The following is a 17007-nucleotide window of genomic DNA, read 5'->3' on the forward strand; positions in this document are numbered from 1 at the left end:
CAGACAGGGGGACGACGGTGTCCACACGTGTTCTCTCGGACTCGACCTACACCCACGTCGTCGACGTGTCCGTGGACAGGGTCGACATCGGCGAGTGGCTGTTCTCGCTCTCGGAGGCGGAGTACCGGCGGTGCTGTCCCCCGGACCACATCACGGCCGGCGTCGGCACCGACGCCGGCGGACACCCGCTGTGGATCGGTGTGGAGACGCTCGGCGGCTCCGTCCTGATCCACCGATTCGTCGGCGAGGTCAGCGAGCCGCGCCGGTGCCGGATGGTCTCGAAGTCGGACGCCGTCGCCGCCGAGGGGCGGACGACTCTCGAGGTGACCTGGGAACTGCGCGCCGAGCCCACCGACGACGGCCGGTGCATCGTCACCGATCGGATCGTCGTCGCGCCCACCGGCGAGTACTTCGCGTTCCTCGACCGCCACGGCATCACCTTCGAGGACGCCGCGGCGGCGTGCCACACCGCGTGCAACGATCACAACCGGCGCGAGACCCCGCTGCTCGCCGCGAGCATCGCGCGCCGGGCGTCGTCGTCGAACGGGCGACACGCGGCCGGCCCCGTTGCCGCCGTGACCATCCGGCGCGCCCCCTCGACCACCGACGGCGAGGCCGCGAAGGCCGTGGTGCGCCGGAACGCCGAGCAGGTGCAGGGCGGCGGCGACTTCGCGGTGTTCGACGAGCTGTTCGCCGACGACTACGTCGACCACACCCCGCAGCCGGGGACCAGCCCGGACAAGGCCGGGACCAGACTGCTCTACCAGTCGCTGCGGGCCGCGTTCCCGGACTTCCACGCCGACATCCACTGGCAGTCGGTGGACGGCGACCTGGTGACGACCTACAAGACGTACCACGGCACGCACCGGGGCGCGTTCATGGGGATCGCCCCCACCGGGCGTGCGGTGCAGTTCGAGACCGTCGACGCGATGCGGGTTCGCGACGGCAGGATCGTCGAGCACTGGGGCGTGGCGAATCGGCTGTCACTGATGGAGCAGCTCGGCTGAATCGTCAACGACCGCCGTCGAACTCGACCTGCACCGTCGACGCCCCGCGCAACCCGGCCACGGCTTCGGCCTCCGCACGCAACTGCTCGCGGAGCGTTTTGCTCGGCGGCTCGAATGTCTCGAGTGTCAGCGTCAGTCGGCGGCCGGCCTTGCGGGGGCGCCACGTTCCGGCGATCCTGCCGTCGGCCAGCACCGCGCCGGGTCCGCCGACCGTCTTCCACACCTGGGCATGGTGCTTCTTGTCGACGATGGATTCCCGATCGCGCAGCTGCAGGTAGGGGTCGCGCGGCGGCAGCAGTCGCACCCCGCGCGCCCGCTGCACCGACCGCAGGGCATCCAGGTCGCCGGCTAGGATCCACGCCGGGCGGCCGTCGACGTCGACGGGTGTGAGCTCGTCCTCGACCGTCGCCCACCACGGTGCGGCGTCGCCGGCGCGCACGCCGATCCAGGCGGCGAAGTCCTTGCGGGTGGACGGGCCGTAGCAGCGCAGGTAGCGGCGGACCAGTTCGGCTCGGGCAGTGGTGGCCTCGACCCGGGGTAGTGGCCGGCCCAACCACTCGTTGACCAGGACGAACGGTGCCTTGTTCCCACTGCGCGGGGCGAGACAGACGATTCCGCGCAGCGTCAGTATCCGGATGCAGAAGTGCACGACGGCCTGCCCCAGCGGCAGGTGCGTGCCGTAAGGTCCGTCCGCCAGCCACTTCTCACGGCGGGCCGGCGGCAGCGTTGGCGCGATGCGCTCCGCCAGCTCCGCGCCGAGCTCGTCGATCGCCAGTTGCTTTCCGGACAGCACGTTCTCGATCTCGTCGGCGATGAGGTCGACCGTCTCGTCCAACCCCATCCCGAGCGTGTCGAGCGCCTGCTCGACGCCGACGATCAGGTGCAGCCGCGCCTTCTCGGTGGCCGGCAGAACGCCCATGGTGAAGACCTGGGCGTCCGCGGTCGGGAAGTAGAACGGGGCACCGCGCATGGACCAGGACTGCAGCAGGCTGCGGGCCTCGGCAACCAGGCGGTCGACGAGATCCCGCGCCACGCCCTCGACCCGGGCGTGCAGCGCGAGCAGTGCCGACCCGGGTGGGCTGTTCTGAACGCCGCACGCCCCCACCACCCGGTGCAGGTGGTCGAGCGGTTGTCGGGTGGTCAGGTGGTGCGCATGCAGCCGGAACGCGACGACGTCGTCGGTCCGCACGGTGGCGGCGGCACCGCCGCCCTGACGAGGCGCCACCGCTCACCTCCCGTCGACCTTCCCCGACTCACATCACACACCTTCCGTCGGCGTCACACACCGTTTGCATATGAAAACGGTGTGTGAACCCGGCAAGGGGTGTGCGACGCCGGGGGCGCGAGATCAGGCGAACGAACCGCGCGCCGTGACGACCTCTCCGCCCACCAGAACCAGCGACGGCCGCGACAGCACGTCCGGTCCGGTGCGCGGATCCTGCTCGTACACAATGAGATCCGCGGGAGCACCCGCTGCCAGTCCCCCGCCGCCGAGCCAGGTCTGCGCGTTCCAGCACGCGGCGCCGAGGGCCTCGGTGGGCGTCATGCCGACCTTGCCGAGCGAGGCGACCTCGTCGGCGATCCGGCCGTGCCGGACGTGCCCGCCGGCGTCGGTGCCCGCGTAGATCGGGATCCCCGCGTCGCGAGCGGCGCCGATGGTGTCGTTCACCCGCGCGTACAGATCCCGCATGTGCGCGGCGTACACCGGGAACCGCGTCGCCCCGTCGGCGATCTCCGGGAAGTTGTCGATGTTGATCAGCGTCGGCACCAGCGCGGTGCCGCGCTCGGCCATCATCGCGATCGTGGTGTCGGTCAACCCGGTGCCGTGCTCGATGCAGTCGATGCCGGCGGCGATCAGACCGGGCAGCGCGTCCTCGCCGAACACGTGCGCGGTGACGCGGGCACCCTCGCGGTGCGCCGCCTCGATCGCTTCGACGAGGATGCCGTCGCTCCACAGCGGCGCCAGATCGCCGACCTCGCGGTCGATCCAGTCCCCCACCAGCTTCACCCAGCCGTCGCCGGCCCGCGCCTGCCGCACCACCTCGTCGGGCAACTGCGACTCGTCCTCGAGGTCGACGGGCAGGCCGCGGATGTAGCGCTTGGGCGCGGCGATGTGCCGTCCGGCGCGGATGATCCGCGGCAGCCCCGCGACGTCGTCGAGCGAGCGGGTGTCGACCGGAGACCCGGCGTCCCGCACCAGCAGCACGCCGGCATCACGCTCGATCCGGGCCTGCGCCAGCGCCCCGTCCAGGTCCTCCGCGCCGCCGCCGTAGCGAATCCCGATGTGGCAGTGCGCATCGACGAGTCCGGGCAGGATCCAGCCCTCGGTGCACAGCGTCTGCGCACCCGGAACCGGCTCGTCGGTGATCTTCCCGTCCGCGACCCACAGCTCGAACGGCTGCTCGTCGGGCAGGCCGATGCCCCGCAGGTGGAAGGACGTCACCCCGGCCTACTTCTTGGGGAGCTTGAGCTGCGACAGGTCGATGCCCTCGAGTCCCGGAGGCAGCTGGTCGAGACCCTTGGGCATGCTCGACAGGTCCGGGAAGCCTGCGGGCATCCCGCCCGGCATGCCGGGGAAGCCGCCCGGCATACCACCAGGGAAACCGCCCTTGATCTTCGGCTGCGTCGGGCCCTTGCCGCCCTTCTTGCCCTTCTTGCCCTTCTTGCCGCGGATCTGCTTGCGGGCGCCGGGCATGCCCATGCGTCCGGCCATCGCGGCCATCATCTTGCGGGCCTCGAAGAAGCGGTCGACGAGCTGGTTGACGTCGGAGACCTTGACGCCCGAACCGTTCGCGATGCGCAGGCGGCGCGACGCGTTGATGATCTTCGGGTTCTCGCGCTCCGCCGGCGTCATGCCGCGGATGATCGCCTGGATGCGGTCGAGCTGCTTCTCGTCGACGTTGGCGAGCGCGTCCTTCATCTGACCGGCGCCCGGCAGCATGCCGAGCAGGTTGCCGATCGGGCCCATCTTGCGCACGGCCATCATCTGCTCGAGGAAGTCCTCGAGGGTCAGCTCGCCCGAGCCGATCTTCGCCGCCGTGGCCTCGGCCTGCTGGGCGTCGAACACCTGCTCGGCCTGCTCGATCAGCGTGAGCACGTCACCCATGCCGAGGATGCGGCTGGACATGCGGTCGGGGTGGAAGACGTCGAAGTCCTCGAGCTTCTCACCGGTCGACGCGAACAGGATCGGCTCGCCGGTGATCTCACGGACGCTCAGCGCGGCACCACCGCGGGCGTCGCCGTCGAGCTTGGTGAGCACGACACCGGTGAACCCGACGCCCGACTTGAACGCCTCCGCGGTGTGCACCGCGTCCTGGCCGATCATGGCGTCGAGCACGAAGATCGTCTCGTCGGGCTGGACGGCGTCGCGGATGCCCGCGGCCTGCGCCATCAGCTCCTCGTCGATGCCGAGGCGGCCGGCGGTGTCGACGATGACCACGTCGTACTGCTTGGTGCGGGCCTCCTCGACGCCGGCGCGCGCGACCTCGACGGGGTCAGCGGCCGAGATGCCGAGCGGGTTCTCGCCGCCGCCGACGGAGGTGCCGGGGTGCGGCGCGAAGACGGCCGCGCCCGCGCGCTCACCGACGATCTGCAGCTGGCTGACGGCGCCGGGACGCTGGAGGTCACACGCCACGAGCAGCGGCGTGTGGCCCTGGTCCTTGAGCCACTTGGCGAGCTTGCCGGCGAGGGTGGTCTTACCGGAGCCCTGCAGACCGGCCAGCATGATCACGGTCGGCGGGGTCTTCGCGAACTGCAGGCGGCGGGTCTCACCACCGAGGATGCCGACGAGCTCCTCGTTGACGATCTTGACGACCTGCTGCGCCGGGTTGAGGGCGGCCGAGACCTCGGCACCCTTCGCACGCTCCTTGATCTTCGCGATGAAGGTGCGGACCACGGGGAGCGCGACGTCGGCCTCCAGGAGCGCGAGACGGATCTCGCGGCACGTGGCGTCGATGTCGGCTCCGGAGAGTCGACCCTTGCCACGCAGATCCTTGAGGGCTCCGGTCAACCGGTCGGAAAGGGATTCGAACACCGAATGCGCTCCTGAGCTCTGTGTCGGTCTGGCTGCGGGCCGTGAATATTCTCCGACCAGGGTAACCGCTCGAACCGGTGCGGCCACGCGGCAACCCTGGGCATGCCCCGCGAACGTCGAACGGGCGGTTACTGCGGCATCGCCCGAGAGCCGACTGCAGTAACCGCCCGCCGCGCGTCACTCCGACGCCGGCTCCTCCTTCTTCTTCGGCTCCGGCGCCGGCACGACCGCGAGGATCGCGCGCTCGAGGCGAACGCGCTGTGCGCGGGTGTCGGCGTCGGCCAACTGGATGCAGAACGCGTCCACCACCGACGAGCCGAGCGTGCTCACCTTCGCCCAGCGCACATCCGCACCGTGCCGCTCGAACACCCGCGCCAGGCGGCTGAGCAGGCCCACCCGGTCCTCGGCACGCACCTCGACGATCGCCTGGCCCGGTTCGGTCGCACCGCTGTCGGCGTCGAACCAGATCACGCGCGGCGGCGCCTGCGCGTACTGGACGGGCACGGCGGCCGCCGTGCGGTCCTCGAGCGCCTGCTGCTCGCGCGCCTCCCGCTCCTTGGCGTCGAGTTGGTCGAGCACGTCGACCTCGCCGCCAACGGCCCGGATGAGTTCCTGGCGCAGCAGCCCGGCCTGGGGCGGGCTGCCGAACCGCGGGGCCACCACGAACGAGTTGATCGCCGCCCCGCTGTGGTGACCCAGCGACGCCGACAGCACCCGCAGCGAGTTGAGCGCCAGCACCCCCGCCTCGTGCGACAGCAGTCCGGGCGTGTCGGGCGCGACGACCGTCACGACGTAGGTGTGGGCGGAGCCCCCCGGAACGAGGGCGACGTGCACGCCGCCCGCGGCCGCCAGGTCGGCGAGTTCGGGGTCGATCGGGTCGGGCACCGGCAGCGGCTCCCCCGCCATCGTGAGCCGGCACCGGCGCACCAGCTCGCCGATGAGCGACGACTTCCAGTCGCCCCACACGCCCGGACCCGTGGCGAGCGAGTCCGCCTCGGCGAGCACGTGCAGCAGCTCCAGCAGCACCGGGTCGCCGTCGAGCCGGTCCACCACCATCTGCACGGTGGTGGGATCGTCGAGGTCCCGTCGGGTCGCCGTCTGCTGCAGCAGCAGGTGGTGGCGCACCATCCCGGTCAGCAGCGCGATGTCGGACGGCCACAGCCCCAGCCGCGCCCCGATCTGCGCGGCCAGCTCGGCACCGACCTCGCTGTGGTCGCCGCCGCGACCCTTGCCGATGTCGTGCAGGAGCGCGCCCAGCATCAGCAGGTCGGGGCGCGCGACGCGGGTGGTCAGGGCCCCGGCCTGCGCCACCGTCTCGACGAGGTGCCGGTCGACGGTCCACGTGTGCACGGCGTCGCGCGGCGGCAGGTCCCGCACAGCACCCCATTCGGGGAGCAGCCGCCCCCACAGGCCCGTGCGGTCGAGCGCCTCGATCGTCGGGACCGCCCGGTGTCCGGAGCCCAGCAGCACCAGGAAGTCGCTCAGCGCGCCCTTGGGCCACGGCTCCCGCAGCTCGGGGGCGCTGTCGGACAGCCGGCCCAGCGTCGACGCCGAGATCGGCAGCCCGGTCGCCGCGGACGCGGCCGCGACCCGCACCACCAGCCCCGGGTCCCGCTTCGGGCGCGCGTCGCGGGCGAGCACCAGTTCGCCCGACTGCTCGACGACCCCCTCGTCGATCGGCCGGCGCATCGGCACCCGGCGCAGCTTCGACAGGCCTCGCCGCGGCAGGGAGTTGTTCGCGGTCCGCAGCCCCACGTCGACGGAGTAGCCGATCGTCCGGGCGCAGTCACTGAGCATGCGGGCCAGGTCGAACCGGTCGCCGATCCGCAGCGCAGCACCGATCTCGTCGGCGTCCTGGGCGCGCAGCTGATCCCGGGAGCGGCCCGCCGCCCGGTGCAGTTCGGTGCGGACGTCGAGCAGCCGACGGTGCGCGAGCGCCAGGCCGCCACCGGGGGTCTCCGGTCCGAGGCCCGGCATCCCGTCGGTGAGCTGTGCGATGGACAGCGCGTTGAGGAGTTGGACGTCGCGCAGGCCGCCGCGGCCGTTCTTGATGTCCGGTTCGGCGCGGTGCGCGATCTGACCGGACCGGGTCCAGCGCGCCTGCGCCTGCTCGACGAGTTCGTCGAAGCGCGAACGGATTCCGGTGCGCCACTGCCGGCGCACACCGCCGATCAGCAGGTGGCTCAACTCGACGTCGCCGACGATGTGCCGGGCCTCGAGCATGCCGAGCGTCGCGGTCAGGTCGGTCGCCGCCACCTGGAGCGCCTGCGGCACGGTCCGCACGCTGTGGTCGAGCTTGATGTGCGCGTCCCACAACGGATACCACAGCTGATCGGCCACCTGGGAGACGCGCGCAGGGTCGACGTCGTCGTGCAGCAGGATCAGATCCAGGTCCGAGTACGGCATCATCTCGCGGCGGCCGAGACCGCCCACCGCGACGATCGCGAAGCCGGAGTCCGGCCGGATGCCGAGTTCGTTTCCCTTTGTGGTGAGCCAGAATTCGTGCAGATCGACCAATGCGTGCCGCAGCGACGGCGCATCGAGGCGGTGCTGCCGGGACCCTCCCGCCAGCAACTGTTCGCGGGCCCGCGCGAGGTCGCGCGCATCACCGGGGAGGGTCTTGTCGGGTCCGTCAGACCCGGACGGCCCCGACCCGGCCGCCGTGAGGGCGACAGGATCAGGGCCGTCGAATCCGGACCCCTGGGGGTCAGATCGCATCGCCACCTCGTTCCCCGGTGCGAACCCTGACGACCGATTCGACCGGTGTGACCCAGACCTTTCCGTCACCGATCTTTCCGGTGCGGGCGGCCTCGACGATGACCTCGACAACCTTGTCGACGACCGAGTCCTCGACGACGACCTCGACGCGGACCTTGGGGACGAAGTCGACCGAGTACTCGGCACCGCGGTACACCTCGGTGTGCCCCTTCTGCCGTCCGTACCCCTGGACCTCGCTGACCGTCATGCCGAGTACGCCGGCCTGTTCGAGTCCGGTCTTGACGTCCTCGAGAGTGAACGGCTTGACGATTGCGGTGATCAGCTTCATGTCCTCATGCCTCCCTGACAGCAACGGTGGTGGGCGCCGGCGTGCGTCCCTGGACCGGGCTACCCGCGAGCGCGACGAAGTCGTAGGCGCTCTCGGCGTGTTCGCTCTCGTCCACACCGCGAGCCTCGGCCTCTGCACGTACCCGCAGTCCGATCGTGACCTTCACGATAAGCGCGATGACGCCCGTAGCGATGAAGGAGTAGATGAGCACGGCGCCCGCGCCGACCGCCTGACGCCACAACTGGTCGAGTCCGCCGCCGTAGAACAGCCCGTTCACACCGGCCGGTGCGGCCTCGGTGGCGACCAGGCCGACCAGCAGGGTGCCGACGAGACCACCGACGAGGTGGACGCCGACCACGTCGAGCGAGTCGTCGTAGCCGAAGCGGTACTTGAGGCCGACCGCGAGGGCGCACAGCGCACCGGCGACGACACCGACCACGATCGCACCGACCACGTCGACCGACGAGCAGGCCGGGGTGATGGCGACCAGGCCCGCGACGATGCCGGACGCACCGCCGAGGGTGGTGGCGTGACCGTCGCGGATCTTCTCCACGAGCAGCCAGGCGAGCATCGCGGCGCAGGTGGCGACGACGGTGGTGAGGAAGGCCGCGCCCGCAACCCCGTTCGCGCCGAGCGCCGAGCCGGCGTTGAAACCGAACCAGCCGAACCACAGCAGCGCGGCACCGAGCATCACGAACGGCAGGTTGTGCGGCCGGAACGGTGTCATCGGCCAGCCACGGCGCTTGCCGATCATCAGCGCGAGCACCAGGCCCGCGACACCGGCGTTGATGTGCACCGCGGTGCCGCCTGCGAAGTCGATGACCTTCAGCTTGTTGGCGATCCAGCCGCCGGTCTCGGCGGTGACGCCGTCGAAGGAGAACACCCAGTGCGCGACCGGGAAGTACACGACCGTCGCCCACAGGCCGGCGAACAGCAGCCACGCACCGAACTTCATGCGGTCGGCCACCGCGCCCGAGATCAGCGCGACGGTGATGATCGCGAACATCGCCTGGAAGGCGACGAACACGAGCGCCGGGATCGTCCCGACCAGCGGGATGGCCGCGCCCGCGCCGGTTTCGGCGTCGGCGAGGTACTGACCGCCGAACAAGCCCTTGAGTCCGAAGAACTCGGTCGGATCCCCGACGACTCCGCCCTTGTCGTTACCGAAAGCCATGGAGTAGCCGAACAGCACCCAGAGCACGCCGACGACGCCCATCGCGCCGACGCTCATCATGATCATGTTCAGCACGCTCTTCGCGCGGACCATGCCGCCGTAGAAGAACGCGACGCCCGGAGTCATCAGGAGCACCAGCGCGGCGCTCGTAAGCATCCACGCGGTGTCCCCGGCATCCGGGGCTCCGATAGTGGGAAAGTCCACGGTGAGCCTCCTCGTCAGTGTTGTCGTTCTGAAGAGAAGAGTGCTCACGTGGTGTTTCATCCGTGGTTTCGGCGAGTTTCGGCTACGTGAACGGATCGGCCGGTTGTGTTGCAGTCGGGTTTCGGGGCGCCGTCGAATCCGGCCGAAGCACCCGAAACGAGCACAAACGCCGCTGCCCGGCCCCGAAACACGGGACCGGGCAGCGGTGTCGGAGGCGTATCGAACGGATCGTCAGCCGAGCAGCGCGTCGACGAATGCCTCCGGCTCGAAGGGGGCCAGGTCGTCGGCGCCCTCGCCGAGGCCGACGAGCTTGACGGGCACGCCCAGCTCGTTCTGGACCTGGAAGACGATGCCGCCCTTGGCGGTGCCGTCCAGCTTGGTGAGCGCGACGCCGGTGATGTCGACGACCTCGGCGAACACGCGTGCCTGCATGAGGCCGTTCTGTCCGACGGTGGCGTCGAGGACCAGCAGGACGTCGTCGACGACGGCCTTCTTCTCGACCACGCGCTTGACCTTGCCGAGCTCGTCCATCAGGCCGGTCTTGGTGTGCAGACGTCCGGCGGTGTCGATGACGACGACGTCGACACCGTCCTCGATGCCCTTGGCGACGGAGTCGAACGCGATCGCGGCCGGGTCGCCGCCCTCCTTGCCGCGGACAACCTCCGCGCCCACCCGCTCGGCCCACGTCTGCAGCTGGTCGGCGGCGGCGGCACGGAACGTGTCGGCGGCACCGAGCAGGACGCGGCGGCCGTCGGCGACGAGGACGCGGGCGAGCTTGCCGGTCGTGGTGGTCTTGCCGGTGCCGTTGACGCCGACGACCAGCAGCACGGCCGGGTGGTCGCCGTGCGGCAGCGCGTGGATGGAGCGATCCATCTCGGGGTGCAGCTCGTCGATGAGGACCTCACGCAGCAGCGCGCGGGCCTCGGCCTCGGTGCGCACGCCACGCGAGGCCATCTCGGCGCGCAGGCGCTCGACGACCTTGGTGGTGGTGGCGGTGCCGAGGTCGGCGATCAGCAGCGTGTCCTCGACCTCCTCCCACGAATCCTCGTCGAGGTCGCCGCCGCCGAGCAGGCCCAGCAGGCTCTTGCCCACCGCGTTCTGCGACCGCGACAGCCGGCCACGCAGGCGATCCAGCCGGCCCGCGGTCGGTGCGATCTCCTCGATGGCCGGGGCGGGTGCCACCTCCGGCTCGGCCGGGGCGACCGGCTCTGCGACGGGTGCCGCCGGGGCGACCGGCTCCGGCTCCGCGACGGGGGCTGCGGGTTCGACGGCCGCCGGCTCCTCGACGACGGGCTCGGGTGCAGTCGTGGGCTCGACCGGGGCGACGGGCGCCTCGGGCTCGGCGACGGGCGCCTCGGGCTCGGCAACGGGTGCCGCGGTGTCGGCGACAGGCGCCGCGGTGTCGGCGACAGGCGCCTCGGGCTCCGCGACCGGCTTCGGCTCCTCGACAACCGGCTCGGGAGCGACCGCAGGCTTCGCCTCGGGAGCGGGTTCCGGCGCGACCGGAGGAACCGGGGGAACCGGCGGGGCCGGCGGGGCCGGGGGGGCCGGGGGCGTCTTGGGCGCGGCCGGGGGCACCTTGGGCGGTGCGGTGGCCGTCGGCCCCTGACTGAAGTTGAAGCCGCCACCGGCTTGGTATCCGCCCGAACGGTCCTTCGGCTTCTCGGTCAGCTCGGGCTTCTCGGGCGCCGCGGTGAGGCTGATGCGGCGGCGCCGGGCGATGGTCAGGCCGACGACGAGCGCCACGACGAGGACGGCCAGTACGGCCGCTATTGCTATCCAGGCTCCGGTAGTCACCCCAACATCCTGTCAGGCTGCCCGGCGCCGTGACGTCTCCGGGCAAGTCCGCCGGAACGCGTCGACGATCTGCCCGCGGCACTCGGGGCTTCGATCCCCGGTGCCGCGGGCAGTCTCGGTACTACAGCAGTTCGGCGATCTCCTCGGCGATCTGCTCGGGGGTGACGGTCGGTTCGAAGCGGCGAACGACCTCGCCGTCACGGTCGACGAGGAACTTCGTGAAGTTCCACTTCACCTCGTCGGTGCCGATCGCCTCGGGGCGGGTCTTGCTGACGTGCTCGAAGAGGAAGCCGTGATCGGGGCCGAAGTCGCCGGGGGCGGCCGCACGCAGGTACTGGAACAGCGGGTGGGCACCCTCGCCGTTGACCTCGAGCTTGGCGTACACCGGGAAGGTGACGTTGTAGTTGACGCTGCAGAACTGCTGGATCTCGGCGTCGTCGCCGGGTTCCTGGTCGCCGAACTGGTTGCACGGGAAGCCGACGATCTGCAGGCCCTTGTCCTGGTTGGCGCGGTGCAGCGCCTCGAGGCCCTCGTACTGCGGCGTGAGTCCGCACTTGCTCGCCACGTTGACGATCAGCAGCAGCTTGCCCTTGTGGGCGCTCAGGTCCTCGGTGGCCCCATCGGCGGTCTGGACGGGGAAGTTGTGGGCGTTCATCGGTTCTCCCATGTAGTTCGGGTGGGGTCGTGCGGGGTGCACGCACGTGGGTGACGGTGCCGGGGTCAGCCGGCGACCAGGTCCTGACCGCGCAGGCGCTGCGAGATGACGGTGGTGATGCCGTCACCGCGCATGCTGACGCCGTAGAGCGCGTCGGCGACCTCCATCGTCGGCTTCTGGTGGGTGATCACAATCAGCTGCGACTTCTCCCGCAACTGCTCGAACAGCCCGATCAGGCGCCGCAGGTTGGTGTCGTCGAGCGCGGCCTCCACCTCGTCCATGACGTAGAACGGCGACGGCCGGGCCCGGAAGATCGCGACCAGCATCGCGACCGCGGTCAGCGACTTCTCGCCGCCGGACAGCAGCGACAGCCGCTTGACCTTCTTGCCGGGCGGCCGAGCCTCGACGTCGATGCCGGTGGCGAGCATGTCCGACGGGTCGGTGAGGACCAACCGGCCCTCGCCGCCGGGGAACAGCGTCGCGAACACCTCTACGAACTCCCGCTCGACGTCGGCGTAGGCCTCGGTGAACAGCTGCAGGATACGGGCGTCGACGTCGGCGACCACGCCGAGCAGGTCCTTGCGCGCGTTCTTGACGTCCTCGAGCTGGGTGGACAGGAAGTTGTACCGCTCCTCGAGGGCGGCGAACTCCTCGAGGGCGAGCGGGTTGACCTTGCCGAGCGTCGCGAGGTCCTTCTCGGCGCGCTTGGCCCGTCGTTCCTGCGTCGCCCGGTCGTACGGCTGCGGCGTGGGCGCCACCACCTGCTCCCCGCGCTCGCGGGCCTGCTCGTACTCGGCGATCTCCAACTCGGACGGCGGCAGCGGGACGTCCGGGCCGTATTCGGCGATCAGGTCGTCGGGGGCCATCGCGTGCTGCTCGAGGATCGTGTCCTCGAGTTGCTCGATCCGCAGCGCGGCCTGCGCGCGCGCCACCTCGTCGCGATGCACGGCATCGGTGAGCGCGGACATCTGCGCGGTGAGCTGCCGGACGTGCTCCTTGAGCGTCTCGACCTGCTCGGCGTGCGTCGCCCGCAGCCGGGTCAGCTCGTCCCGGTGCGCCGCGGCCGCCGCGACGACGTGCCCGAGTCGCGCGGCCACCCGTTCGCCGGCCTCGGCCACCGCGGCCGCGACCGCCGCCGCCTCCTGTCGTGCCCGCAGCGCCCGTTCCGCGCGGACCCGCGCCTCACGTTCGGCCTGCGCCGCCCGGCGCAGCGAATCCGCCTTGCCGCGAACGGATTCCGCGCGTTCCTCGGCCGTCCTCAGGGCGAGCCGGGCCTCGACCTCGACGGCCCGAACCTCCGCGAGCGCCGCGGCCGCCATCTCCCGCTCGACGTCGGTGGTGTCACCGGCCGCGGTCGAGTGGTCGCCGCCGGCGGGCTCCACCAGGCCTTCCTCGGCCCGCCGCAGCCGCTCCTCGAGTTCGGCGAGCGACGCCAGGGTCTCCCCGCGACCGGCCTCCGCCTTCGTCCGCTGCCCGACCAGGCGCTCGGCCTCGGCCCGCGCCGTGCGCACCACCTGCCCCAGCCGACCGAGTTGCTCGTACACCGCCGACAGGGTCGCGTCGGATTCGTGGAGTGCCGCGAGGGTCTGCTCGGCCACCTCCGCGCGGTCGCCCTGCTCGGCGACGGCACCCGCCAGCGCCGCCGACAGTTCCTGCGCGCGCCGTTCGGCGTCCGCGAGCGCGGACACCGACGTGTCGATCGCGGCCTGCACCTCGAGGGTGCTGGGGCGGCGGTCGGATCCGCCGGTGATCCAGCCGGGTCCGACGAGGTCGCCGGCGCGGGTGACGGCCCGGGCCGCGGGCACCTTCCGGACCAGGGCGACGCCCGCGGAGACCGCGTCGACCACCGCGACGCCGCCGAGGAGCGCCGTGATTCCGGCGCGCACGTCGTCGGGGACCTCGACCACGTCGACCAGCCAGCGCGCACCGTCGGGAAGCGCCGGGCGCGTGGCCGGTGTCGGCATTTCGACGGGGAAGAGGATCGAGGCGCGGCCACCGTCCGCGTCCTCGAGCGCCTGCACGGCGGCCTCCGCGGCCGCGGCGGACTCCGCGGCGATCGCGTCGGCGGCGGGGCCGAGGACGGCCGCGACGGCGGCCTCGAAGCCCGGCTGGACGTGCAGCGACGCGGTCACCGCACCCGTGAGACCACGGTCGCCGTGGTGTTCGAGCAGCCACGCACCGCCGTCCTTGCGTTCGAGCCCGATCGAGAGTGCGTCGATGCGGGCCTTCAGCGATGCGACCTCCTGACCGGCGGCACGCTCGTCGGCCTGCAGTTCGGCGACTCGCGCGGTGACGAGATCCAGTGCCGCGACGGCGCGTTCGTGCTGCCCGTCGAGCCCGACCTCGCCGGCGTCGAGGTCGTCGACCGTGGCCTCGACGGCCTCGAATTCCGCCTGCGCCGCGTCGCCGCGCTGCCGGGCCTCGTCGATCGCGACGTCCAGGCGCGCCACCTCGGCGTCCACGGATTCGGCGCGGGTCCGCAGGGTATCGACCTGCCCGGCGAGCCGGGCCAGCCCCTCCCGCCGGTCCGCGACCGCGCGGACCGCGGCCAGATGCGCGCGCTCGGCCTCCGCCGCGGCCTCCTCCCGGTCGGCAAGCTGTTCGCGCGCGGCCTCGAGCGTCGCGCGGGCCACCTCGACGGCCGCGACGAGTTCGGCCTCCTCCTGCGCAATCCGCTCGGCCCGGGCCTCCATCTCGTCCGGGTCCTGGCCCCGTCCGGCGGCCGGCTCCGCCTCGAGGTGCCGCGCGCGTTCCTGCGCGATGCGGATGGTCGCGCTCACCCGTTCGGCGAGCGCCGACAGCTGGAACCACGTCTGCCCCGCGGCCTCGGCCTGCGGCGCGAGCCGGGCCAGCGCCTGCTCGTGCCCGCCGAGTTCGCCGGTGGCCGCGTCGAGCGCGGACTGGACCGTGTCCTGTTGTTCCCGCGCGAGCTTCTCGTCGTGTGTCTGGTTCGCGAGTTCGGCCCGGCGGGCGACGAGGTCGTCGGCCGCCAGACGCAGCCGCGCGTCCCGCAGGTCCGCCTGCACGGTCTGGGCTCGACGGGCCACCTCGGCCTGGCGCCCGAGCGGCTTGAGCTGGCGGCGCAGTTCGGCGGTGAGGTCGGTGAGCCGGGCGAGGTTGGCCTGCATCGCGTCCAGCTTGCGGACGGCCTTCTCCTTGCGCCTGCGGTGCTTGAGGACGCCGGCGGCCTCCTCGATGAACGCGCGCCGCTCCTCGGGACGCGATTCGAGGATCGCCGCGAGCTGCCCCTGCCCGACGATGACGTGCATCTCGCGGCCGATGCCGGAGTCGCTGAGCAGCTCCTGCACGTCCATCAGCCGGCACGAGTTGCCGTTGATCTCGTACTCGCCGGCGCCGTCGCGGAACATGCGCCGGGTGATCGACACCTCGGAGTATTCGATCGGCAGCGCACCGTCGGAGTTGTCGATCGTGAGCGTGACCTCGGCGCGGCCGAGCGGTGCCCGCCCCGCGGTGCCGGCGAAGATCACGTCCTGCATCTTGCCGCCGCGCAGCGCCTTGGCGCCCTGCTCCCCCATCACCCAGGTGAGCGCATCGACGACATTCGACTTGCCCGACCCGTTCGGGCCGACGACGCAGGTGATCCCGGGTTCGAACCGCAGAGTCGTCGCGGACGCGAAGGATTTGAAGCCCTTCAACGTCAGACTCTTCAGGTGCATGACGGAGGACTCTACCGGCGGATCAGCGCTCGACGAATCCGGAAAGGCCCCCGCGTGCCGAACCGAAGTGCTCGACGACGAGGGTGACGCTGCCGGGCGTCTGCCCTGATCGCAGCATCCCCAGGAGCCGTTCCAGCGCGTCCCGCGACCCCTCGGCGATCACGAGCACGCGCCCGTCGGCGTGGTTGGTGGCGTGGCCGGCCAGCCCCAGCTCGAGGGCCCGCGCCCGCGTCCACCATCGGAAGCCGACGCCCTGGACGTAGCCGTGGACCCAGGCGGTGAGGCGTTCGGTCGCATCGGAGTCGCGCATGGCTGCCATTATCGGACGGGCGGGGTCAGCTCGCGGACGGTGCCGTCGAACCCGGTCGCGTACAGCGCGCGCCCGTCCCAACCCGGACCCGATCCGAACTTCACCGCGGAAGTGAGCGTCAGACCCGACGCGATCACGCACGCGGCACCGGTGTCGGGCTGCACCCGCAGCACCTTGCCCCCGACGTTGTATGCCAGATAGACGGCGCCGTCGGGTCCGACGGTGAGGTCGTCGGCGACGTCGAGCGGCCCGATGCCCGGCAGCGGGATCGTCCGCACCGGACCGTCGAGATCCGACGCGGCGAGGATCTTCAGTTCGGGCACCGGATCGAACGAGATGGTGAGGAACACCCGTTCGCCGGCGGTGGCGATGCCGTTGACGGTGCCCAGGTCGGCGCGCACCTGTTCGGCCGAGCCGGGGCGGTCGATCGGAATCCGGGTGAGCCCGGGCGCCCCGAGGTTGCGGGTGGTGAGCAGGTCCCCGGAAGCGAGTCGGGCCAGCCCGTTGGGCATCACCAGACCCGACGCGACGGTCCTCCGTTCGCGGGTACGCAGACTCACGGCGTCCACGGTGCCGTCCGGGATCCCGAACAGGCCGGAGAGCGTGGTGTTCCCGGTGGTGAAGTAGGCGTCGTCACCAGTGACGACGAGGCCGCCGGGGCCGGTCACACGCTCGACGAGGGTGCCGCGCGCCCCCGACGCGTCGAGGGTGCGAATCGCACCGGGCGCGACGAGCGACGAGTCCGACAGCAGCATCTCGCCGCGGCCGTCGAACGCGAGGTTCTCGAGCATCCCGTATCCGGATGCGACGGTGCGGACGTTCCACTGCGGGCAGGTGCTCGCGGCGCTCGACATCTCGGCCGTCGCCGGCCCGGCCGACACCAACCCGGCCACCGCGACGCACGCGAGCGCGATTCCCCCGATTCGTCCCGTCCGCCGCATACGCACGATGCCCTCCCCTTCCCCAACCGACCCGCCGGGTACGGGATTCTTCCAAACACCCGCCCCCGTCACCTCGTATTTCGTTCTCGCCTACGGCATGACGTGGGCGATCTGGTCCCAGTTCGTGCTGTCCCAGGAGGGCAGCCGCTGGTTCCCGTTCCAC

General features: G+C 71.6%; 12 protein-coding genes. 1 reads left to right on the forward strand and 11 read right to left on the reverse strand.

The annotated features are described in order from the left end of the window. The first annotated feature begins 17 nt into the window (after nucleotides 1-17). On the forward strand, nucleotides 18-1007 hold the full coding sequence (locus tag EGT67_RS01560; protein WP_206612255.1) for an ester cyclase: 990 nt from the start codon (nucleotides 18-20) through the stop codon (nucleotides 1005-1007). A gap of 4 nt (nucleotides 1008-1011) precedes the next feature. On the opposite strand, the gene EGT67_RS01565 is transcribed toward EGT67_RS01560, so the two are convergent. The 11 genes from EGT67_RS01565 to EGT67_RS01615 all read right to left on the reverse strand — a co-directional run bounded on the left by EGT67_RS01565 (nucleotide 1012) and on the right by EGT67_RS01615 (nucleotide 16844). Further along, nucleotides 1012-2232 (reverse strand): winged helix DNA-binding domain-containing protein, encoded by a 1221-nt coding sequence (locus tag EGT67_RS01565; RefSeq protein ID WP_206612256.1) that lies wholly within the window; start codon nucleotides 2230-2232, stop codon nucleotides 1012-1014. A 123-nt stretch (nucleotides 2233-2355) separates the two neighbouring features. Further along, nucleotides 2356-3450 (reverse strand): amidohydrolase family protein, encoded by a 1095-nt coding sequence (locus EGT67_RS01570; RefSeq protein WP_127914277.1) that lies wholly within the window; start codon nucleotides 3448-3450, stop codon nucleotides 2356-2358. Nucleotides 3451-3456: 6 nt separating this feature from the next. Further along, on the reverse strand, nucleotides 3457-5040 hold the full coding sequence (gene ffh, locus EGT67_RS01575) for a signal recognition particle protein (protein WP_127914278.1): 1584 nt from the start codon (nucleotides 5038-5040) through the stop codon (nucleotides 3457-3459). Nucleotides 5041-5217: 177 nt separating this feature from the next. Then, entirely contained in the window at nucleotides 5218-7758 is a 2541-nt protein-coding gene (locus tag EGT67_RS01580) for a [protein-PII] uridylyltransferase (protein ID WP_127914279.1), read from the reverse strand. Continuing rightward, complete coding sequence (locus EGT67_RS01585) at nucleotides 7748-8086, reverse strand: P-II family nitrogen regulator (RefSeq protein ID WP_005512103.1); 339 nt, start codon at nucleotides 8084-8086, stop codon at nucleotides 7748-7750. The genes EGT67_RS01580 and EGT67_RS01585 overlap by 11 nt, the downstream gene beginning before the upstream one ends. 4 nt (nucleotides 8087-8090) lie before the next feature. Then, the gene (locus EGT67_RS01590; protein WP_127914280.1) at nucleotides 8091-9464 is read right to left on the reverse strand and encodes an ammonium transporter; all 1374 of its coding nucleotides are present in this window, start codon (nucleotides 9462-9464) and stop codon (nucleotides 8091-8093) included. A gap of 231 nt (nucleotides 9465-9695) precedes the next feature. Next, nucleotides 9696-11261, reverse strand: a complete 1566-nt coding sequence (gene ftsY / locus EGT67_RS01595) for a signal recognition particle-docking protein FtsY (RefSeq protein ID WP_127914281.1) — start codon at nucleotides 11259-11261, stop codon at nucleotides 9696-9698. A 121-nt stretch (nucleotides 11262-11382) separates the two neighbouring features. Further along, nucleotides 11383-11916 (reverse strand): glutathione peroxidase, encoded by a 534-nt coding sequence (locus tag EGT67_RS01600; RefSeq protein WP_127914282.1) that lies wholly within the window; start codon nucleotides 11914-11916, stop codon nucleotides 11383-11385. 65 nt (nucleotides 11917-11981) lie between these two features. Further along, a complete protein-coding gene (smc, locus tag EGT67_RS01605; RefSeq protein WP_127914283.1) occupies nucleotides 11982-15593 on the reverse strand; it encodes a chromosome segregation protein SMC in 3612 nt (1203 codons plus the stop codon). Nucleotides 15594-15615: 22 nt separating this feature from the next. After that, nucleotides 15616-15912, reverse strand: a complete 297-nt coding sequence (locus tag EGT67_RS01610; protein ID WP_206612257.1) for an acylphosphatase — start codon at nucleotides 15910-15912, stop codon at nucleotides 15616-15618. Then, nucleotides 15912-16844, reverse strand: a complete 933-nt coding sequence (locus EGT67_RS01615) for an SMP-30/gluconolactonase/LRE family protein (RefSeq protein WP_127914727.1) — start codon at nucleotides 16842-16844, stop codon at nucleotides 15912-15914. The genes EGT67_RS01610 and EGT67_RS01615 overlap by 1 nt, the downstream gene beginning before the upstream one ends. Nucleotides 16845-17007: the final 163 nt, after the last annotated feature.

This window comes from Prescottella agglutinans (assembly GCF_004011865.1).
Lineage (GTDB): Bacteria > Actinomycetota > Actinomycetes > Mycobacteriales > Mycobacteriaceae > Prescottella > Prescottella agglutinans.